The organism is Flavobacterium psychroterrae, assembly GCF_018380615.1.
GTDB classification, from domain to species: domain Bacteria; phylum Bacteroidota; class Bacteroidia; order Flavobacteriales; family Flavobacteriaceae; genus Flavobacterium; species Flavobacterium psychroterrae.
In genome coordinates this window covers 212,503-233,517 of sequence record NZ_JAGYVZ010000004.1, presented here as the reverse complement: position 1 = coordinate 233,517, position 21,015 = coordinate 212,503, and the positions used below count along the sequence as shown (strand labels likewise).

Annotated in this window: 17 protein-coding genes; all 17 read left to right on the top strand. The window is 33.0% G+C overall.

What is annotated here, in order from left to right; genetic code table 11:
- The first annotated feature begins 11 nt into the window (after positions 1-11).
- The 17 genes from lpxD to KHA90_RS06590 all read left to right on the top strand — a co-directional run bounded on the left by lpxD (position 12) and on the right by KHA90_RS06590 (position 20,931).
- Complete coding sequence (lpxD, locus tag KHA90_RS06670; RefSeq protein ID WP_213296695.1) at positions 12-1,055, top strand: UDP-3-O-(3-hydroxymyristoyl)glucosamine N-acyltransferase; 1,044 nt, start codon at positions 12-14, stop codon at positions 1,053-1,055.
- Entirely contained in the window at positions 1,048-2,436 is a 1,389-nt protein-coding gene (locus KHA90_RS06665) for a bifunctional UDP-3-O-[3-hydroxymyristoyl] N-acetylglucosamine deacetylase/3-hydroxyacyl-ACP dehydratase (protein ID WP_213296693.1), read from the top strand. The genes lpxD and KHA90_RS06665 overlap by 8 nt, the downstream gene beginning before the upstream one ends.
- Before the next feature lie 74 nt (positions 2,437-2,510).
- Positions 2,511-3,296 carry an acyl-ACP--UDP-N-acetylglucosamine O-acyltransferase gene (gene lpxA / locus KHA90_RS06660; protein ID WP_065450097.1) on the top strand — a complete coding sequence of 262 codons (786 nt, stop codon included), beginning with the start codon at positions 2,511-2,513 and terminating at the stop codon, positions 3,294-3,296.
- Positions 3,297-3,387: 91 nt separating this feature from the next.
- Complete coding sequence (gene efp / locus KHA90_RS06655) at positions 3,388-3,954, top strand: elongation factor P (protein ID WP_089479142.1); 567 nt, start codon at positions 3,388-3,390, stop codon at positions 3,952-3,954.
- Positions 3,955-4,052: 98 nt separating this feature from the next.
- Positions 4,053-4,982, top strand: coding sequence for a UDP-3-O-(3-hydroxymyristoyl)glucosamine N-acyltransferase (locus KHA90_RS06650; RefSeq protein ID WP_213296691.1), 930 nt, complete (start codon positions 4,053-4,055; stop codon positions 4,980-4,982).
- A gap of 1 nt (position 4,983) precedes the next feature.
- Positions 4,984-5,346: a nuclear transport factor 2 family protein gene (locus tag KHA90_RS06645; RefSeq protein ID WP_213296689.1), complete on the top strand. Its 363-nt coding sequence runs from the start codon at positions 4,984-4,986 to the stop codon at positions 5,344-5,346.
- An 84-nt stretch (positions 5,347-5,430) separates the two neighbouring features.
- Positions 5,431-6,303 carry a succinate--CoA ligase subunit alpha gene (gene sucD / locus KHA90_RS06640; protein ID WP_047775108.1) on the top strand — a complete coding sequence of 291 codons (873 nt, stop codon included), beginning with the start codon at positions 5,431-5,433 and terminating at the stop codon, positions 6,301-6,303.
- Positions 6,304-6,443: 140 nt separating this feature from the next.
- On the top strand, positions 6,444-6,872 hold the full coding sequence (locus tag KHA90_RS06635; RefSeq protein WP_213296687.1) for a hypothetical protein: 429 nt from the start codon (positions 6,444-6,446) through the stop codon (positions 6,870-6,872).
- A 424-nt stretch (positions 6,873-7,296) separates the two neighbouring features.
- A complete protein-coding gene (locus tag KHA90_RS06630) occupies positions 7,297-7,908 on the top strand; it encodes an RNA polymerase sigma factor (RefSeq protein ID WP_213296684.1) in 612 nt (203 codons plus the stop codon).
- 90 nt (positions 7,909-7,998) lie between these two features.
- Positions 7,999-9,114: a FecR family protein gene (locus tag KHA90_RS06625; protein ID WP_213296682.1), complete on the top strand. Its 1,116-nt coding sequence runs from the start codon at positions 7,999-8,001 to the stop codon at positions 9,112-9,114.
- Positions 9,115-9,363: 249 nt separating this feature from the next.
- Complete coding sequence (locus KHA90_RS06620; protein WP_213296679.1) at positions 9,364-13,077, top strand: SusC/RagA family TonB-linked outer membrane protein; 3,714 nt, start codon at positions 9,364-9,366, stop codon at positions 13,075-13,077.
- A 10-nt stretch (positions 13,078-13,087) separates the two neighbouring features.
- The gene (locus KHA90_RS06615) at positions 13,088-14,572 is read left to right on the top strand and encodes a RagB/SusD family nutrient uptake outer membrane protein (RefSeq protein ID WP_213296676.1); all 1,485 of its coding nucleotides are present in this window, start codon (positions 13,088-13,090) and stop codon (positions 14,570-14,572) included.
- Positions 14,573-14,591: 19 nt separating this feature from the next.
- Complete coding sequence (locus KHA90_RS06610; RefSeq protein ID WP_213296673.1) at positions 14,592-15,452, top strand: zinc-binding metallopeptidase; 861 nt, start codon at positions 14,592-14,594, stop codon at positions 15,450-15,452.
- A gap of 45 nt (positions 15,453-15,497) precedes the next feature.
- A complete protein-coding gene (locus KHA90_RS06605) occupies positions 15,498-16,838 on the top strand; it encodes a DUF4302 domain-containing protein (RefSeq protein WP_213296670.1) in 1,341 nt (446 codons plus the stop codon).
- 803 nt (positions 16,839-17,641) lie between these two features.
- Positions 17,642-18,388 (top strand): 3-oxoacyl-[acyl-carrier-protein] reductase, encoded by a 747-nt coding sequence (fabG, locus tag KHA90_RS06600; protein ID WP_213296668.1) that lies wholly within the window; start codon positions 17,642-17,644, stop codon positions 18,386-18,388.
- A 119-nt stretch (positions 18,389-18,507) separates the two neighbouring features.
- Positions 18,508-20,535 carry a hypothetical protein gene (locus KHA90_RS06595; RefSeq protein WP_213296666.1) on the top strand — a complete coding sequence of 676 codons (2,028 nt, stop codon included), beginning with the start codon at positions 18,508-18,510 and terminating at the stop codon, positions 20,533-20,535.
- Between the two features lie 57 nt (positions 20,536-20,592).
- On the top strand, positions 20,593-20,931 hold the full coding sequence (locus KHA90_RS06590; protein WP_213296664.1) for a hypothetical protein: 339 nt from the start codon (positions 20,593-20,595) through the stop codon (positions 20,929-20,931).
- Positions 20,932-21,015 lie beyond the last annotated feature (84 nt).

The following is a 21,015-nucleotide window of genomic DNA, read 5'->3' as shown; positions in this document are numbered from 1 at the left end:
TTTTTGTCGCAATGAAATTTACAGCAGAACAAATAGCGGGAATTTTAGAAGGAGAAGTTGTTGGGAATCCCAATGCAGAAGTTTCTCGGCTGTCTAAAATAGAAGAAGGCGAGGAAGGATCGCTTACTTTTTTGGCTAATCCCAAATATATCAACTACATATATACTACAAAAGCATCAGTAACGATTGTTAATGACAGTTTTGTACCGGAACAGGAAATCACTACAACTTTGATAAAAGTAGAAGATGCGTATGCGTCATTTTCAAAGCTTTTAGAATTTTACAACCAGGTTAAACTGAATAAAAACGGAATAGAAGCACAATCTTTTATATCTGAAGGAACCAAATATGGAGAGAATTTATATTTAGGAAGCTTTAGTTATATAGGACAAAATGTGGTTTTAGGCAATAATGTAAAAATTTATCCAAACAGTTTTATTGGCGATAATGTTGTTATTGGGGATAATGTATATATTTTTGCAGGCGCCAAAATTTATTCTGAAACTATAATTGGCAGCAATTGTACGATCCATTCGGGATCTATTATTGGCGCAGATGGTTTTGGTTTTGTACCAAATGAAGAAGGAGTTTATAGTAAGGTTCCTCAAATAGGAAATGTTATTATTGAAGATAATGTAGATATTGGTGCAAATACTACAATTGACAGAGCAACTCTGGGTTCTACAATAATCAGAAAAGGAGTTAAATTAGACAATCAAATTCAGATTGCCCATAATGTAGAAATTGGTAAAAATACTGTAATTGCAGCGCAATCGGGTGTTGCAGGTTCTACAAAAATTGGAGAAAACTGTATGATTGGCGGGCAAGTAGGTATCGCAGGCCACTTAACAATAGGTAATAATGTGAGATTGCAGGCTCAGTCAGGAGTTGCAAGAAACATTAAAGATGATGAAATTTTACAAGGTTCACCATCACTTGGATATAGTGATTTTAACAAATCATATGTTCATTTTAGAAATTTATCTAAAATTGTTGCCGAAGTTGAAGAATTAAAAAAACAAATAATAAACCCAAAAAATGGAAATAATGGTTAAACAGAAGACCATCAAGAATGAAATTTCACTAACAGGCGTTGGATTACACACTGGAAAAGAAGTTACAATGACTTTTAAACCAGCTCCAATAAATAATGGTTTCACTTTTGTAAGAGTTGATTTGCAAGGTCAACCAGTCATTGAGGCTGACGCTAATTATGTTGTTAATACACAAAGAGGTACTAACTTAGAAAAATTAGGTGTAAAAATTCAAACTCCGGAACACGTTTTAGCTGCATTGGTTGGTTGTGATTTGGATAACGTTATTATAGAATTAAATGCTTCTGAACTTCCTATCATGGATGGTTCATCAAAATATTTTGTTGAAGCAATTGAAAATGCTGGTATCGAGGAACAAGAAGCTAAACGTAATGTTTATGTAGTAAAAGAAGTAATTTCGTTTACTGATGAAACTACAGGAAGCGAGATTTTAGTGATGCCAAGCGATGATTATCAAGTAACTGCAATGGTAGATTTTGGTACTAAAGTTTTAGGTACTCAAAACGCAACCATGAAAAGCATAGCCGATTTTAAAGACGAAATCGCCAATTCAAGAACTTTTAGTTTTTTACATGAATTAGAATCTCTTCTGGAAAACGGATTAATTAAAGGTGGAGATTTAAATAATGCTATTGTGTACGTAGATAAAGAAATATCTGAGACAACAATGGAAAATTTAAAGAAAGCTTTTGGTAAGGACAAAATTTCGGTAAAACCAAATGGTGTATTGGATAATCTTACTTTACATTACCCTAACGAAGCTGCAAGACATAAATTACTTGATGTTGTTGGAGATTTATCTTTGATTGGAGTTAGAATTCAGGGAAAAATTATTGCTAACAAACCCGGGCATTATGTAAATACGCAGTTTGCCAAAAAATTAGCAAAAATTATCAAAATTGAACAAAGAAATCATGTTCCGGTTTACGACCTTAATTTGGAACCATTGATGGATATTCATAAAATTATGGCAGTTTTGCCACACAGACCTCCATTTTTATTGATTGACAGAATTATTGAAATGTCTGATAGCCATGTGGTGGGAATGAAAAATGTAACGATGAACGAAAATTTCTTCGTAGGACATTTTCCTGAAGCTCCGGTTATGCCAGGTGTTTTAATTGTTGAAGCTATGGCACAAACAGGCGGAATTTTGGTTTTAAGCACAGTTCCTGACCCAGAAAATTATTTGACATATTTCATGAAAATTGACAATGTTAAATTCAAACATAAAGTATTGCCTGGTGATACCTTAATTTTCAAATGCGAATTAATTTCTCCTATCAGAAGAGGAATTTGTCACATGCAGGCAAATGCATACGCAAATGGAAAATTGGTAACAGAGGCAGAATTAATGGCTCAAATTGCAAGAAAACAATAATAATTTATAAATTTTATTGTTTAGGTTTGTTGCCCACATTAGATTATTTTAATTATAAAATATAAAACTCACAGATGAATCAACCATTAGCATATGTTCATCCCGGCGCTAAAATCGCTAAAAACGTTGTAATTGAGCCTTTTACAACAATTCACAATAATGTTATTATTGGTGACGGTACTTGGATTGGTTCAAATGTAACAATCATGGAAGGTGCTCGAATTGGTAAAAATTGCAATATTTTTCCAGGAGCAGTAATTTCTGCGGTGCCACAGGATTTGAAATTTGGAGGAGAAGATTCTTTAGCTATTATAGGAGATAATTGTACTATTAGAGAATGTGTAACCATTAATAGAGGTACAGTTGCTTCAGGACAAACAATTTTAGGTAATAACTGTTTAGTTATGGCTTATGCCCACATTGCCCACGATTGCGAAATTGGTAATAATGCGATTATTGTAAATGGTGTTGCTCTAGCGGGTCACGTTGTAGTTGGTAATCATGCAGTTATTGGCGGTTTAGCGGCTATTCATCAATTTATCCATATTGGAGATCATGCTATGATTTCTGGTGGATCATTGGTAAGAAAAGATGTTCCTCCCTATACAAAAGCAGCAAAAGAACCGTTATCATACGTAGGAATTAATTCAGTTGGTTTAAGAAGAAGAGGTTTTACTACTGAAAAAATTAGAGAAATTCAGGAAATTTACAGAATTTTATATCAAAAGAATTATAATACAACACAAGCTTTAAGTATTATCGAAGCCGAAATGGAAGCTACTCCTGAGAGAGATGAAATTTTAGATTTTATCAGAAATTCATCAAGAGGAATCATGAAAGGTTATTCAGGGAACTATTAAAATAAAGTTTAATTGTTTATTTGTTTAGTCGTTTAATCGAATAAACAATTTAACGATTAAACGATTTAACAAAAAATAAAAAAGAAAACAAATGGCATCTACATCAGATATTAGAAACGGATTGTGTATTAAATTCAATCACGATATTTATAAAATCGTTGAATTTCTTCACGTAAAACCTGGAAAAGGTCCAGCTTTTGTAAGAACTAAATTAAGAAGTTTAACCACAGGAAGAGTATTGGATAATACATTTTCTGCAGGGCATAAAATAGAAGATGTTCGTGTTGAAACGCATAATTACCAGTTTTTATATGCTGAAGGAGATGAATTTCATTTTATGAATACAGAATCTTTTGAGCAAATTTCTTTGAATAAAAACATTTTAGATGCTCCGGGATTATTAAAAGAAGGAACAAGTGTAATGGTTCAGGTTAATACTGAAACTGATTTGCCTTTATCTGTAGATATGCCATCATCTGTAATTCTTGAAGTTACTTATGCTGAGCCGGGAGTAAAAGGAAACACTGCTACAAATGCTACAAAATCTGCTACGGTAGAAACTGGAGCTTCTGTAAACGTTCCTTTATTCATCAACGAAGGTGATAAAATTAAAATTGATACCGCTTCAGGAAATTACATGGAGCGTGTAAAAGAGTAGTTTTTATTAGTTTTCAGTTTTCAGTCGCAGTTATCAGTTTTGTTGATATAGATTGAAAACTGAGACTGAAAACTGAGACTAAAAACTAATTATAAAATATGAAATTTCCAAAGATTCATTCTTTACAAGAAATTGCAAATTTGCTTCAATGCGAATTTATAGGTGACCCAAACTTTCCAGTTTCAGGCATGAACGAAATACATGTTGTGGAATCCGGTGATATTGTTTTTGTGGATCATCCTAAATATTATGACAAAGCTTTACAATCGGCTGCTACTATTGTTTTAATTAATAAAAAAGTAGATTGTCCGGAAGGTAAAGCTCTTTTAATTTCTGATGATCCTTTCAGAGATTTTAATACGCTGACAAAACATTTCAGACCTTTTCAGGCGACAACTGTAAACATATCTCTTTCTGCAACTATTGGCGAAGGAACTGTGATTCAGCCTAATTGTTTTGTGGGCAATAACGTTACAATTGGTAAAAACTGTTTGATACATCCTAATGTTACCATATATGACAATACTGTAATTGGCGATAATGTAATGATCCATGCGGGAACTATTTTAGGAGCAGATGCTTTTTATTATAAAAAACGCGAGAGTGGTTTTGATCAGTTAATTTCTGGCGGTCGAGTTGTTATTGAAGATAATGTTGGTATTGGTGCGCTTTGTACAATCGATAAAGGTGTTACAGGCGATACAACTATTGGCGAAGGTACAAAAATCGACAATCAGGTGCATGTTGGGCATGATACCGTAATTGGTAAAAAATGTTTAATTGCTTCACAAACTGGTATTGCCGGTTGTGTAATTATTGAAGATGAAGTAACAATTTGGGGACAGGTTGGTACAACAAGCGGTATCACAATAGGAGCGAAGGCTGTTATTTTAGGACAAACCGGAGTTACCAAATCGGTTGAAGGAGGAAAATCTTATTTTGGAACCCCAATCGAAGAATCAAGAGAAAAGTTAAAGCAATTAGCCAATATCAAAAAGATTCCTGAAATTTTAAATAAATTGAAGTAATATGTCTATTAAAGAATTTGTTCAAAAATTTTATAAGTCAGATGCCTTAATTGATAGCGAAATAATGAAAACTTATTTGCATCCTGATGTCAAGTTAGATTGGAATAGCACCAAAGGATTAATCGAGATGGATTATAATTCGATGCTGGATATGGCAAATGAACTTAGTCGTGCTTATGTGCGTTCAAAAGTAAGAATTAGCCACATTATTGCCGAAGATGATTTGGTTTCAATACGCTATTCACATTTTGTGAAAACGATTGAAAATCCAAGAGAAGAGATGTTATTGGCGCATTTTACTACAATTTGGCAAATAAAAGATGATAAATTATATCGAGGTTATCAGATGAGTCAATTTTCTTAATTTTTTTAAAGACAAAAAGGTTAAAATACGTTACAAAACCTTACTTTTGCATCACAATTTTAAAAACTACATAAAATATATATCATGAGTGTTTTAGTTAATAAAGATTCCAAAATAATTGTTCAAGGATTTACAGGAAGTGAAGGAACTTTCCACGCTTCTCAAATGATTGAGTACGGTACTAATGTTGTTGGTGGTGTTACTCCTGGAAAAGGTGGAACTAGCCATTTAGATCGTCCGGTTTTTAATACAGTAAAAGACGCTGTAGAACAAGCTGGAGCTGATACATCTATCATTTTCGTACCACCAGCTTTTGCTGCTGATGCAATTATGGAAGCTGCTGATGCTGGAATTAAAGTAATTATTGCTATTACAGAAGGAATTCCTGTAGCAGATATGATTAAAGCAAATAATTATGTTAAAGAAAGAAATTCTAGATTAATCGGACCAAACTGTCCTGGTGTTATTACTCCGGGTGAAGCTAAAGTTGGTATTATGCCAGGTTTCGTTTTCAAAAAAGGTACAGTTGGTATTGTTTCTAAATCAGGAACTTTAACTTACGAAGCTGCTGACCAGGTTGTAAAACAAGGTTTAGGAATTACTACAGCTATTGGTATTGGTGGAGATCCAATTATTGGAACTACAACTAAAGAAGCTGTTGAATTATTAATGAACGATCCGGAAACTGAAATCATCATTATGATTGGTGAAATTGGTGGTCAATTAGAAGCTGATGCTGCTAAATGGGTTAGAGCTGATGGTAACCGTAAACCAGTTGTTGGTTTTATCGCTGGAGAAACTGCTCCTGCTGGTAGAACAATGGGTCACGCAGGTGCTATTGTAGGTGGTTCTGATGATACAGCTGCAGCTAAAAAACAAATTATGAGAGACAACGGAATTCACGTTGTTGATTCACCAGCTGAAATTGGTAAAAAAGTAAAAGAAATACTTGGATAATTAGATTCCAATCTTTAAAATAATAAATTCCAAAAAAGTCTCAACTTTGTTGAGACTTTTTTCCATTTTAAAATACTAACTCATTCACGATGCTTAGTAACTTTGAGCCTTAGTGGCTTAGAAGCTTAATAAAGAAAAATATGTACAAAGAATTAGAAAAATTTAAAGTAAGCAATAGTTTTACTTTTACAATCGAAGATAGTTTAGAACAAGTTTGTAATGCTCCGGAAGCAGGTGCAGGTGTTTTTGTTGTCTATGCAATTGAAGGTGATGCCAAAGAATTAGTAATGGTTGCTTCTACAGGAACTGTTCAAAATGACGGAACTTTAAAAAGCAAAAATGGTGGTTTGTATGACAAAATTGTCAACGGACACCAATTTGCAAAAACTGGAAGAAAATATTCTTGGCCAGCACAAATGAAATTAGAAAGTATTGATGCTCTTGAAGTAGTTTGGTACGAAACTTTTAACGCAGAAGTAAAAGCAATTCCAACTGCAGTTGAAGGTCAGGTTTTGCAAAACTTTTTGGATGCAAATGCAAAATTACCAAGATGGAATGTAGCTTTCTAAAAGCTTTTTCAGAATAAAAATTATCATAAGCCTTACTATTTTATTTAGTAAGGCTTTTCCATTTATATAACATTGAGGATTTATTGCAATTGATATTATGTTTCAATACTAAGTTGTTCTCAATGATAAAGCAACATCGATAATAGAATTTGTTAAAAGCTAAACATAAAAGAGTGGTAATAAAATCTTACAATTTAAGATATTTCTTAAAATAGAATAATTCTAGTATTGCGGTTAACACGTGGCAGATCAATAAAAGAGGCGGTTTCCTGTGTTAGGAAACCGTCTCTTTTGTGTAAAAAAATTGTTTTTAAAAATTTGCTTTTATATATTTATCGCACGATACTAAAGGAATATGTTAAAATACCGTATTCTTTTTGTTAAAACAAAGTGACTATATTCAAGAATTACCTGCTAAATTAATATGAAGACCCAAAATTTAGAATATAAAACTTTCGATGATATTACGCTTTGGAATAATTTGAAAGAAGGTGATGAAAAATCTTTCTCAATATTATTTGAAAAATACTATGCTGATCTTGTTAATTACGGAAATTCGCTTTCTCCGTATACTGAAAAAGTACAGGATTGTGTTCAGGATGTTTTTACAGACATTTGGGTGTATCGCAACAAATTGCAAAGTACGGTTGTTGTTAAAGCATATTTATTATCCAGCGTACGCAAGCGAATTGCACGTTTACATGAACGTGATCATATTTTTAGAAAAGTAACAAGCACGGATTCTATTGCATTTCTTTTAGAATTTTCAGTTGAACATGATCTAATAGATGACGATTATGCGACAAAAGAAAGAGTAGCTCATTTGAATAAATTATTAAATGATTTACCGGCAAGGCAAAAAGAAGCTTTGTATTTAAGATATAATCAGGGATTAACGGTAGAACAAATTGCTGAAATGCTCGAAGTCAATTATCAATCGGCAAGTAACCTGTTATATCGCGGATTACTGACGCTGCGCAAGGAATGGAAGGGAAGTTTTTCGTTAATTTTGCTGCTATCATTAACTACATGTTAAATTTATTTTAAAATAAAAAAAAAAAAATCACAATTTGGTGAGTATATAATAAGAAAAGTGTCCTCTATGTTTTTGTAACCTTATTTTTAGATGCAAAAACGTAATACATATACCGAATTAGAAGATTTCTTATCTGACGAATCATTCCAATCATGGATTTTAAATAAAATCGATGAAGATGGCTGGGAAGAGTGGACTTTAGAAAGCCAACAACGTGCCAAGTTGGTCGAAGATGCAAGATTATTGTTATTGGCAATGAAAGTGCCAAGTTCTACTTTATCAGCATCAGACATTCATAATGCTTTGCAATCTACCTGGATTAAAATTGAGGAAAAAGAAAATCAAAACACTTTAATTTCACATTCAAAAGTAAAATTCCTTAAAAAATATTTTCTGAGCGGCGTTGCTGCAACTTTAGTTTTCGGTTTAGTATCAGTTTGGTTTTACAATAATCAAATTGTTCCCAAAAACAATGTAATTACCTATAAAGAACTTATCGATGAAAATAGTGAAGGATTAGTTGAGCAGACTAATAATTCAGATAAACCTCAAATCATCACATTATCAGATGGAAGTTCGGTTTTATTACAACCCAATAGTAAATTAAGTTATCCTAAAATCTTTACCGGAAACGAAAGAAAGGTGTATTTGTCCGGCGAAGGTTTCTTTGAAATTAGTAAAAATCCTAAAAAGCCCTTTTTTGTTTATGCAAACGAAATTGTTACAAAGGTAGTTGGGACTAGTTTTAGAGTGAAGGCTTATTCTGATCAGCCTGATGTAGAAGTTCTCGTGCGCACCGGTAAAGTTAGGGTAAAATCGAATGATTTAATTTCCAGGTCAAATCAGGAAGAAGTTGTCTTGCTTCCTAATCAGGCATTGCGTTTTGTACGCAGCGATTTGAGTTTTAACAAAATTACCAACATCACCCAAGACGAAGAACTGACTAAAAGCGTTGGTAATATTGAGCAATTAAGTTTTGAGTTTACTGATATTCCTGTATCACAAATCTTTGAAACAATGGAGCAGGCTTATTTAGTAGATATCGATTATCCTAAAAATAAATTAAAAGATTGCCACCTTACAACTTCATTAAGCGATCAGCCTTTGACCGAAAAACTAAAAATTGTTTGTAACAGTATTGGCAACAACACCAGTTTTGAAATGAATGGAAATCAGATTATTATAACATCACAGGGATGTAATTAATCTAATTAAATCAATTCTATAACTGTAATTACAGAGTTGATTTAAATTTTAAAAGCTAATAAACAACCAAAAATAATCCAAAACAAAACTAACAGTAATGCCTATGTAAAAGATAATGCATAAAAAAAGTGCCGAAATACTGTAACATTTTCGACACTTAAATGATTTTAATTTCTCTCTGTAAAGAGCAATTCATAAATGTTTCTTAGAATACACTCGAATCCGTATTAATCAAAACAATCCAAAATTATGAAAAAACCAGTTGTTAAACAACGATTACTCCATCGAATCATGAAAATAACACTATTTCAGTTTGTCCTGGCGCTTGTATTCTCAAGTGTTGGAATGGCAAATAATGTAAATGGGCAAAAAAAACTAGATACTAAAGTGACCATAAATGTTGCCAATTTAACTTTGGATAATGTGTTGTCGAAGTTAGAAAAGTCAGCTCATGTAAAATTTTCGTATAATTCAAGATTGCCTCAGCTTGCCCAAAAAGTAAGCATAGATGCCAATCAGGAGGTTCTTTCAAGCATTCTTAATCGAATTTTAATACCTTTTAATATTACTTATACCGAAATAAGCAATCAGATTGTGCTGCAAAAAAATACCACAGATCCCTTTGCGGTCACAGATGCTAATAATTCTTTGTTCGAAATATTAACTGCCGGACCAATTATTAAAGGTTTAGTTACAGATGCCAGTGGCAGTCCGTTACCGGGTGCAACAGTATTAGCCAAAGGAACTAAAATAGCAGTTCTTACTGATTTTGATGGTAAGTTTGCTATTGAAATGCCCGCGAATAGTGACAAAATTGTAATTTCTTATGTTGGAATGGAGTCCAGAGAAATTGGAATTGAAAATACAAATCCGACCATTGTTTTGGCAGAAGCCGGACAAAATTTAAGAGAAGTTGTAGTGACAACAGGTTACGAAAAAACATCAAAAAGAACTTTTACTGGTGCAATCAGCAAAATTTCAGGAGCTGAATTAAAAGTGGATGGAGTTGTAGATGTAAGCAGAATGATTGAGGGTAAAGCTGCCGGTGTAACGGTTCAAAACGTGACTGGAACTTTTGGTACTGCGCCTAAAATCACGGTTCGTGGATCTTCATCTATTTTTGGAGATACAAAACCTTTATGGGTAATTGATGGAGTTGTTCAGGAAGATATTATCAACGTTTCGTTTGCTGATTTGGCTTCCGGAAATTCATCAACACTATTGAGTTCATCAGTGGCTGGTTTAAATTCTAATGACATTCAAAGTATTGAAATTCTTAAAGATGCATCTGCAACCTCAATCTATGGTTCAAGATCTTTGAATGGTGTTGTGGTTGTTACAACAAAACAAGGTCGTAGAGATGCACCATTGAAAGTGAGTTATTCTGTAGAAAATACAGTACGAGCCGTTCCCAGTTATTCGCAATATGATATCCTGAATTCTCAGGAATCCATGAGTGTTTTTCAGGAAATGAAACAAAAAGGATATCTTGATTTAAGCTCTTCGTACACAGGTAGATTTGGTGGAGCTTACAATATTCTTGCAAAGGAAATTAACCGTTATAACGATTCAAATGGTCAGTTTGGAGTTAAAAATGACCAGCCCAATATCAATCAGTTTTTGAAAAAATACGAACTGGCAAATACAGACTGGTTTAGTGTTTTATTTCGACCATCAATTACTCAAAATCATTCATTGAGTTTTTCCGGTGGGGGAAAAAACAATACTTTTTATGCCTCTTTAGGATATTACACAGATCCGGGATGGACAATTGCTGATAATGTAAAACAATTAACCTCAAATATTAAAGGAACTTTCTTTGTAAATGACAGATTAAATATCACACTTTCTACAATGGGATCTATCCGTGATCAGGAAGCTCCCGGATCTTATGAAAGTAAAAAAGATGTTGTATTTGGCAGAGTAAACAGAGATTTTGATATCAACCCGTTTAATTATGTTTTAAATACAAGCCGAACTTTAAGACCATATGATGATAATGGAAATTTAGAATATTATCAAAATAACTGGGCGCCAATGAATATTGTAAACGAATTAGAAAACAATACTTTAGGAATAAAAGTAAATGACATTCGTTTTCAGGTAGATTTATATTATAAGCTAAGTAAGCATTTAACTTACAATCTTACAGGTTCTGCACGTTATGCAAATACATCAAGAGAACATAAAATTTTTGAAGGTTCAAATGTAATTGCCGCATATAATGCAGGAGTTGGAGATAATTTGAATACACAAATACAAAAAGACAACGTATTCTTATATCAGGATCCAAATGATTTGACAGCGCCAAAAGTTTCGGTATTGCCAAGTGGAGGATTCTTAAGAAAGTTTACAAATGATATGACATCTTATAATATCAGAAACAGTATTACATATAGAAACACTTTCAAAGAAAAACACGAAGTGGAAGGTTTCTTTGGTACAGAACTTCGATCAGTAGACAGAAACAATGATAATTTCACGGCTGTTGGTATTCAATATGATAAAGGACTTACCTCATTTATCGATCCTAAAATAATTGAAAAAATTGTGAATGGCGGAGATTCTTATTACGAATTTGGACAAGAAAGAGAAAGAACAGTTGGTTTTTTCGGGAAAGTTGGATATACATACGATCGTCGTTATACAGCTTCTGTAACAGGACGTTACGATGGATCTAACAGACAAGGAGATACAGGTTCATCAAGATGGCTGCCAACTTATACAATTAGTGGAAAATGGAATGTTGCCGAAGAAAAATTTATGAAAAATGTTGAATCAATCAACACTTTAGCATTAAGAGCTTCTTACGGACTTACTGCCACGGCTGGTCCGGCAACAAATTCACTGGCTATTTACAAAAGTTTTATCACAGACCGTTTCAATCTTTCGGATAGAGAAAATGCGATCAGAATTGACGATTTGCAAAACAGGGATTTAACTTGGGAAAAACAATTTGAAACTAATATTGGAGTAGATATCGGTATGTTCAATAACAGAGTTCAATTGACTACAGATGTTTACAGACGTAAAGCGTTCGATTTAATTGATTACGTAATTACTTCAGGTGTTGGAGGTCAATCGGTTAAGCAAGGAAATAATGCTGATATGGAAACAAAAGGTATTGAACTTGGATTTACAACTCAAAACATTGTAACCAATAATTTTAAATGGTCAACAACATTGAACTTTTCAGTTTATGACCAGAAAATTACAAAATTAGCCAACAAACCTTCTGCTTTTGATTTGGTTGATTCTAACGGTGGTAACACCGTTGGACATCCTAGAAACTCTATTTATTCGTACCAATTTACAGGTTTGAACAATCAGGGATTACCAACTTTTATTTTACAGGATGGAGCAGAAAATAATATTTCGAAAGCCAACTTTCAGGATACAGATAATGTCGACAAATATTTGAAATACGAAGGATCAATCGAGCCAAATAAATCAATTGGTTTAGCCAATACATTCACTTATAAAAGCTGGTCATTGTATGTATTTGTTGTAGGATCAGGAGGAAACAAAGTGCGTTTGAATCCGGTTTACAGCAATGAATATAACGATTTAACTGTTTTTACTAAAGAATATACTAACAGATGGATCAATCCGGGAGATGAAAATAAAACCAATATTCCTGTTATTGCAGATAAATTGTTAAACAGAAACTACGGAGCAAGCGATTTACAAATTGCTTATAACACATACAATTATTCTGATGTAAGAGTTGCTGATGGTGATTTTGTACGATTAAAAAATGTTTCGCTTAGTTGGGAATTCCCTAAAGATTTCAAGAGAAAATTAGGCGTTAGTGCTTTTACATTAAAAGGATCAGCAGTAAATCCGTGGTTGATTTATTCAGATAAAAGATTGCACGGGCAAGATCCTGAATTTCGTAATACAGGAGGAGTTGCCTTCCCAATCACATCTCAGTATACATTTACTTTAAATCTTTCATTATAATAATATAATTATGAAAAATATAAAAATAGCACTTTCATTAGTATTGCTAATTGGTATTAGTAGTTGCGATGATTTTTTATCAGAAGTGCCAGACAACAGAACACAAATAAATACGCCCGAAAAAATATCAGAATTATTAGTAACCGCATATCCATCTGCAACCTATATGGCAATTGCAGAAACCATGTCTGACAATGTATTTGACAGCGCATTACCAGATTCAGATATAGATAATGAACAAAGTTACAACTGGGAAATGCAAACCCAGATGGGTCTTGATACCGAAGCCAATTTCTGGAGTGCTTCATACACTGCAATTGCAGCAGCAAATCAAGCTTTAGAAGCTATTGACGAACTGGGAAATCCTGCTAGTCTGAATCCTCAAAAAGGAGAAGCATTAATGGCAAGAGCGTACTCGCATTTTATGTTAGTTTCATTTTGGGCAAACCGATACAATCCTGCAACTGCGGCAAAAGATTTAGGAATTCCTTACATCACAAAACCCGAAGGAGCATTATTAGTGCAATACAAACGTAACTCTGTCAAAGAAGTTTTTGATTTTATTGAGCAGGATATTAATGAAGGAATGAAGTATGTAACTAACGGTTATAAAGAACCAAAATACCATTTTAATGTTGACGCTGCAAAAGCTTTTGCAAGCCGTTTTTACTTAGTAAAAGGCGATTGGGATAAAGTAATTGAATACTCAAAAGATTTGGGTTCTGCGCCAACAACACTAAGAGATTACAACGCTTTTAATGCAGTTGCTTATGCTCAAATGCCAATTGAATATTCAAGAGTAGAACAATCGACCAATTTATTAGTAGCCTATCCTAATTCAATCTGGAGAAGAGGTTTTACCAATAGATTTACACTTGCAGGAAACAGAGTAGATGAAATTTTAGGGACAGATACCAATATTTTTGGAAAATCCTGGGCAATACGTGCTGCTGGTCAATATAATGGGGGTCAGACAGTTCTGGTACCTAAATTTTACGAATATTTTAAAGTGACAAACCTGACTACAGGCGTTGGAGAACCCTACACAGGAATCGTACTTTTAAGTAATGACGAGTTTTTCCTGAATAGAATTGAAGCTCATGTTATGAAAAATCAGATTGCTGAAGCCAATACTGAATTAGAATATTTTTTCGCAACCAGAACAGAAGATTATGATCCCGCGACAGACAAATTAACTGAAGCTAAAGTGGTAGCGAAATATCCTGTAATTGAAGGAGAATTTACACCATATTATACCTTAACTCCAGTTCAGGCATCTTATATAAAAGCAATTGCAGAAGCACGAAGAAGAGATTTTTTACAAGAAGGAATCAGATGGTTTGATATCAAGCGTTTCAATCTTGTGGTAACACACAATACCTACGAGTTTGGACAAATTGTAAAAAACAACGTTTTAGTCAAAGACGATAAACGCAGAGCTTTACAAATTCCGGTGAGAGCATCAGACAATGGAATCGAAAAAAATCCACGTTAAAAAACTTAATTTAATTATTATGAAAATATTAAAAAGATATAAAGCCCTTGCAATGATTACAGCTTCACTGTTGTTTGTTGCCTGCGCTCACGAAGACCAGCCTGGAGAAAGTCAGTTGGATTATTCAGAACGTGATAAAACCGAATTAGATAAATGGATTGATTCCAGCTTTTTAGATCCGTATAATATCAAGATTTATTATGAATGGAATCAAAATCTGGTCGATAATACAAAATATTTATTTCCACCAACAGTCGAAAAAGTACAACCTGCACTTGAAGTAGTTAAAAAAATCTGGATTGATAGTTACAGTACAATTGGCGGAAAAGATTTTGTGAAGAAAATCGCTCCAAGAGAATTTGTTCTCGTTGGAGGATTAAACTTAAATACAAACGGTACATTAACATTAGGATTAGCAGAAGGAGGGCAAAGAGTCACACTTTTTCAGTTAGATTATCTTAATAGAAAAAGCTGTCCTGAAGTAACCGAGTTTATTCATACCATTCAGCATGAATATGTACACATTTTAAACCAGACCAAACCTTTTGATGAACAAGCCTGGGCAAAATTAACGCCGTCAGGATATACCACAAGCTGGTATACAGAAAGTACAGCAACATCAAGATCACTAGGTTTTATTACAAGTTATGCAAGACTTAATATATATGAAGATTTTGCTGAAACGGCTTCTGTAATTTTAACAAGCTCAAAAGCAGAATATGCTGCACTTTTGGCCGGAGTTACAGACGTAAACGGCAAAGCTAATATTAAAAAGAAAGAAGCAATTGTAGTACAATATTACAAGGATAATTTCAATATCGATTTTTATGCTTTAAGAGATGAAGCACAAAAAAACACAGATATTGTTATCAGCAATTAAGACATCGATCATAATGAGTAATAATTAATTATAGAAATCAATATTATGAAAAAACATATATATAAGTACCTCATAGTTGCCTTTGTGGCAATCGTATTGGGTGCATGTACGAGTACAGAAGCGGATCAGAAATTCGATCAGACTCCTACAGAGCGTTTAAATGCTCAGAAAAAAGAATTGCAGGACGTATTACTTTCATCTGCAGAAGGCTGGAAAGCAGTTTATTATACAGATAGTACACAATTAGGCGGATGGACGCATTTGTTTAAATTTCTACCTGACGGAAAAGTAGATATGGCATCAGATTTTGATGAAGATACAGACATTCACAGAAGCCAGTATGAACTTCAGTTAGGAAGCACCGTAAGTTTAGTTTTTACAACCGCAAATCGAATTCATCTTTTATCCCAATCGGATAATTTTCCAACAGCGGAACTTTACGGTAAAGGATATTTAGGAGATTTTCAGTTTTTTTATTACGGACAACAAAATGGAGAAATCATTTTTAGATCCAATAGAAATTTTAGAGAATTAAGATTTGTAAAAGCCACAGCAAAAGACTGGACAGATTTACCACAAAATACGCCAATAATCGAATCTATAACCGGAGAAATCACAAGTCCGTTGTTTAGATTATTAGAAGAAAATGACGGATCGGCAATAAAACAATATGAATTTGATTTTAATTCAGATGCCCGTTTTGGAAGAGCAACAGCATTGGCAGAAGGTTCTGATGAAACATTTGGTCTCGCATTATCCTACACACCAACCGGAGCAATATCAAAAACTCCAGTAATAATCAAAGGACAAAAACTGTCAAATTTTATCTATGATAGTGCAAGCAACACTTTTGTAGCCAAAGGAACAGGAGGAGTAAGCGCAACCATTAAATACACAAATGCACCGCCTAGATTAACAGATGATTATAAAAAATTAACGGATGGACAACCGCAATATGTTTTAGGATATTTAGCAGCAAACTTATATTCGGCATCAACAACATCTGATTATTTTAGATCAATAATTGCTAAAACAAATGCGTCGTTACCAGCAAATCAATCCATAAGCAGAATTCAGGTTTACTTTAATTCAGGAGGTGCAAATTTTATAGAATATCGTTTTAATGGAGGTAGACCGGCTGTTTATCACAATTTTACCACCAGTTCAAATGATACAAGCAAAACTTTACTATTAACGAGTGATTCATGGGAAGATAATGCGGGTTTTATTCCTGCTCCGGCATTCCTGAAAAATCTTGATGCAGAATTTTTTACTCCTGGCGGATTATACGTTAAAAAAGAGAATTTTACTGTCACTTACACCAATCCAATTTACACTATAACAAGTTCAACAACTAGTTTTAGAATGACCACATATCAGTTATAATTTATTTTAGTTTTTTTTTATTTTGGATAAAAGGCAGCTCCAGTCGAGCTGCTCTTTTTTAACTAAATCGCATTTAGTAATCACTAAAATTCAATTAAACACATAGTCCCGATAGCTATCGGGACATAGATTTTAAATGTAAAAGAATACAAAAAGAAATATATTTTTTCACAGAGCTAGCTTTGTGTTTTTTAAATAATTAAAGCCCATTATGAAACAACTTATTACACCTGTAAATATCGCGTTCTTTTTATGGGGATTGGTGCTTGTAACTATAGCACAATTACATCCGGAGTACACAAGATATTTTCTATACCTATCAATCATAGTAATCATTCCGGTAACGGTAATTAATATGATAAAAATGAAAAGAGAAGATAAACGTAATAGAACAATGTTATTTAGCGCATCAATTTACAGAATGCTATTTATGGCAATACTACTTGGATTCGTTTTTTTTATGACAAAACTGAATCCTATGTAAATGAATGAGATCAATAATTATTTTTAGTTATTCAACTCATATTGTTTTAATTATAAAAGATTAGTTTTAATTTTATTTTGAAGAAAGAGCAGCTCACTTTGAGTTGCTTTTTTGATTTTAAATCTTTTGCTCTATAAGTTTTCGCTAATGTTGAAAGGTTATTGCAATAGTTATTTTTTTAAAAAGGGAATTATCATATATTTGACAAGTCATTCATAGCCCTGATAGAAGCGGCATCCTTTTTCTGGCTTTTTAGACAGAAAAAGATATAGCGGATAGCAGGAATAGCTACAAATAAATATTAACATTAATTTTGAATATGAAATTACTAGAAGGAAAAGTTGCCATTATTACGGGCGCTAGTCGTGGAATTGGAAAAGGAATTGCTGAAGTTTTTGCTAAACACGGTGCAAATGTGGCTTTTACATATAGCTCATCTGTAGAATCAGCTCAGGCTTTAGAAGCTGAATTGAACGGTTTAGGAATTAAAGCAAAAGGATACCAATCGAATGCGGCGGATTTTAATGAAGCGCAAACTTTTGTTGAAGCTGTTTTGGCTGATTTTGGCACAGTTGATATCTTAATTAACAACGCCGGAATCACAAAAGATAATTTGTTAATGCGTATGTCTGAAGCTGATTTTGACCAGGTTATTGATGTGAACTTGAAGTCAGTATTTAATATGACAAAAGCAATTCAAAAGACATTTTTAAAACAACGTTCAGGTTCTATCGTTAATATTAGTTCTGTAGTTGGAGTATCAGGAAATGCAGGACAAACAAATTACGCAGCTTCAAAAGCAGGTGCAATTGGATTTACAAAATCTGTTGCATTAGAATTAGGTTCACGTAATATTCGTTGTAATGCAATCGCTCCGGGATTTATTGAAACCGAAATGACTGCAAAATTACCGGAAGATGTAGTAAAAGGCTGGAGAGACGGAATCCCGTTAAAACGTGGCGGAACTGTAGAAGATGTTGCAAACGCTTGTCTGTTTTTAGCATCAGACATGAGTGCATATGTTACAGGCCAAGTACTTAATGTTTGCGGAGGAATGTTAACCTAAAAAGTCTCAGTTTACGGTTTTCAGTTTACACTGACTACTGAAACTATTTCATAAAATATCAGTTTTAGTGTATCAGTTGGCGCTGATTACTGAAAACTGCCACTGAAAACTATCTAAATATGACTACAAACACGATTCTATTATTATTACTTTCATTAGTAATAGCGGGTGGTTTGTCGTATTTTCAATACTTTTTTAAAGCCAAAAACAAATCCAATGTGATTTGGTTTTTGGCTTTTTTACGTTTTCTTGCCATTTTTGGATTATTGGTTTTATTGATAAACCCGATAATGACAAAAAATACGCTGGAAATCACCAAAACTCCTTTGGCAATTGCCGTTGATAATTCAAGTTCGATTACTGTTTTAAAATCAGATAAAAAAGCAGACGAATTATACCAGAAATTAATCTCGAATCCTGCACTTAAAGAGAAATTTGAAATTCAATCGTATCTATTTGATGCCGATTTTAAACCCTCGGACAAATTTGATTTTAAAGGAAAGCAAACCAATCTTGATGAAGTTGCGAAGAATTTAAAAAGCATCAACAAAAATCTGATTTTCCCAACAGTTATTATAACAGATGGAAATCAAACTACAGGAAACGATTATGTATATCGTTTTGATCCTGTTAATAAAGTTTATCCTTTAGTTGTGGGAGATACAACTACATTTCTTGATTTTAAAATCAATCAGCTTAACGTAAACAAATACGCCTTTCATAAAAATAAATTTCCCGTAGAAGTTTTTCTTCAATATTCAGGAAATAAAAATACAAATGCCGATTTCACCATTACACAAGGAAATACAATCGTTGCAAAAGAAAAAGTTTCTTTTTCAGGATCTAAAAAAACAGCGACTTTAAATTTACTTTTACCCGCTGATAAAGTAGGATTACAAGTTTTTAAAGCCAGTATTTCATCCAGTTCAAAAGAGAAAAACAGCTATAATAATATCAAGAATTTTGCGGTAGAAGTAATCGATCAAAAGTCAACTATTGCAATAGTTTCGTCTATAAATCATCCGGATATTGCAGCATTAAAACGTTCAATAGAAGTTAATGCGCAGCGTAAAGTGATTTTGGTTAAACCAAATGATATTAATCAATTACAAGAAGTTTCGGTTCTGGTTTTATATCAGCCAAACTCAGCTTTTAAAGCCATTTTTGACAACAATAAATTAGCAGCAACAAATACCTTTATAATTACCGGAGGAAGTACAGATTTTAATTTTTTAAACCAGCAGCAAAAGAGTCTGGTTTTTAATATGAGCAATCAAAGGGAAGATTATTTAGCAGAGTTTCAATCCCAGTTTAATTTATTTGCGATCGATAATATAGGTTTCGAAAATTTTCCGCCATTGCAAAATCTATTCGGAACAATTACGGCAAACCCGAATGTTTCAGTTTTGCTTTCTTCAAAAATCAGGAATGTATCTACAAATGCTCCGTTATTGGCTTTCGCCGAAAATCAAGGAAAACGAACCGCTTTTTTATTGGGAGAAAACAGCTGGAAATGGCGTTTACAAAGTCATATAGACAATCAATCCTTTGAAAAATATGATGTTTTTATAGATAAGATTATTCAGTATCTGGCATCGACAACTTCAAAGAAATCGCTCGTTGTAACGCACGAAAGCTTTTATAATTCAGGTGAAGCAATTGTAATCAATGCTCAATACTTCAATAAAAATTATGAGTTCGACGAGAAAGCGAGATTGACAATTACGGTTACAAATGCCGAAACGAAACAAGCAAAAAACTACGATTTATTAAAAGGAAATAATTCATTCTCAGTAAATCTGGACGGATTATCAACAGGGAAATATAATTTTATTGTAAAAGAGTTAAACACAAATACATCCTATTCAAGTCATTTTGAAATTTTAGATTTTGATATCGAAAAACAATTTGTAAATCCCGACGTTTTAAAACTAAAACAATTGGCTTTACAAACAAACGGAAAGGCATTCTTCGAAAATCAGGCAGATGATTTGATTCACGAACTTTTAGAAAATAAGGAATACAAATCGATTGAGAAAAATGTTTCGACTAAAACTCCGTTAATTGATTGGATTTGGTTATTGATTTTGATTGCTATTTTATTAACTACGGAATGGTTTGTGAGGAAATATAATGGGTTGTTGTAAATAGTTGTAAAGGTTCAAAGGGACAAAGGTTCAAAGTTTTGAAACATGAAATATTAAATGCAAGCAAAAAAAATCATTATTTTCTTTAGTCTGTTTTTGATAACAATTTTTTCTATTTTCTACATTAGTGCTAGAAAGAATAATAGGATGGACTATAATTTTGTAATTACCCGATTTAATGAAAGGGCAAATAGTATTACTTTCAGCAATAACAATAACGAATTTACTTTCTCAAAATTTGATTCTAAAGTAAATGATATTGAAAAAGAGGATAGTTTAGTAAAAAAAGCTTTTTCAAAAAAGATTTATATTTATAGAAAGGATAAAAAAAACGATAAGTATTTTTTAATTTTCATACTAAATAATTCATATATATATCCAATTGATTGGTTATAAATGAATTTTCAAAAACAATAAATGGATTTTAGATATAGCAATATGGAATGATACGAGATATATCCTTAAGAGTTATATTGTTAT

Excerpts from the sequence above, each read along its gene's own strand:
- KHA90_RS06665 (WP_213296693.1), top strand. The coding sequence starts at position 1,048 with ATGGTTAAACAGAAGACCATCAAGAATGAAATTTCACTAACAGGCGTT.
- KHA90_RS06635 (WP_213296687.1), top strand. The coding sequence starts at position 6,444 with ATGTACAAAGAATTAGAAAAATTTAAAGTAAGCAATAGTTTTACTTTT.
- KHA90_RS06615 (WP_213296676.1), top strand. The coding sequence starts at position 13,088 with ATGAAAAATATAAAAATAGCACTTTCATTAGTATTGCTAATTGGTATT.
- lpxD (WP_213296695.1), top strand. The coding sequence starts at position 12 with ATGAAATTTACAGCAGAACAAATAGCGGGAATTTTAGAAGGAGAAGTT.
- KHA90_RS06605 (WP_213296670.1), top strand. The coding sequence starts at position 15,498 with ATGAAAAAACATATATATAAGTACCTCATAGTTGCCTTTGTGGCAATC.
- fabG (WP_213296668.1), top strand. The coding sequence starts at position 17,642 with ATGAAATTACTAGAAGGAAAAGTTGCCATTATTACGGGCGCTAGTCGT.
- lpxA (WP_065450097.1), top strand. The coding sequence starts at position 2,511 with ATGAATCAACCATTAGCATATGTTCATCCCGGCGCTAAAATCGCTAAA.
- KHA90_RS06620 (WP_213296679.1), top strand. The coding sequence starts at position 9,364 with ATGAAAAAACCAGTTGTTAAACAACGATTACTCCATCGAATCATGAAA.
- KHA90_RS06650 (WP_213296691.1), top strand. The coding sequence starts at position 4,053 with ATGAAATTTCCAAAGATTCATTCTTTACAAGAAATTGCAAATTTGCTT.
- KHA90_RS06645 (WP_213296689.1), top strand. The coding sequence starts at position 4,984 with ATGTCTATTAAAGAATTTGTTCAAAAATTTTATAAGTCAGATGCCTTA.
- KHA90_RS06610 (WP_213296673.1), top strand. The coding sequence starts at position 14,592 with ATGAAAATATTAAAAAGATATAAAGCCCTTGCAATGATTACAGCTTCA.
- KHA90_RS06590 (WP_213296664.1), top strand. The coding sequence starts at position 20,593 with ATGCAAGCAAAAAAAATCATTATTTTCTTTAGTCTGTTTTTGATAACA.
- KHA90_RS06630 (WP_213296684.1), top strand. The coding sequence starts at position 7,297 with ATGAAGACCCAAAATTTAGAATATAAAACTTTCGATGATATTACGCTT.
- sucD (WP_047775108.1), top strand. The coding sequence starts at position 5,431 with ATGAGTGTTTTAGTTAATAAAGATTCCAAAATAATTGTTCAAGGATTT.
- efp (WP_089479142.1), top strand. The coding sequence starts at position 3,388 with ATGGCATCTACATCAGATATTAGAAACGGATTGTGTATTAAATTCAAT.
- KHA90_RS06595 (WP_213296666.1), top strand. The coding sequence starts at position 18,508 with ATGACTACAAACACGATTCTATTATTATTACTTTCATTAGTAATAGCG.
- KHA90_RS06625 (WP_213296682.1), top strand. The coding sequence starts at position 7,999 with ATGCAAAAACGTAATACATATACCGAATTAGAAGATTTCTTATCTGAC.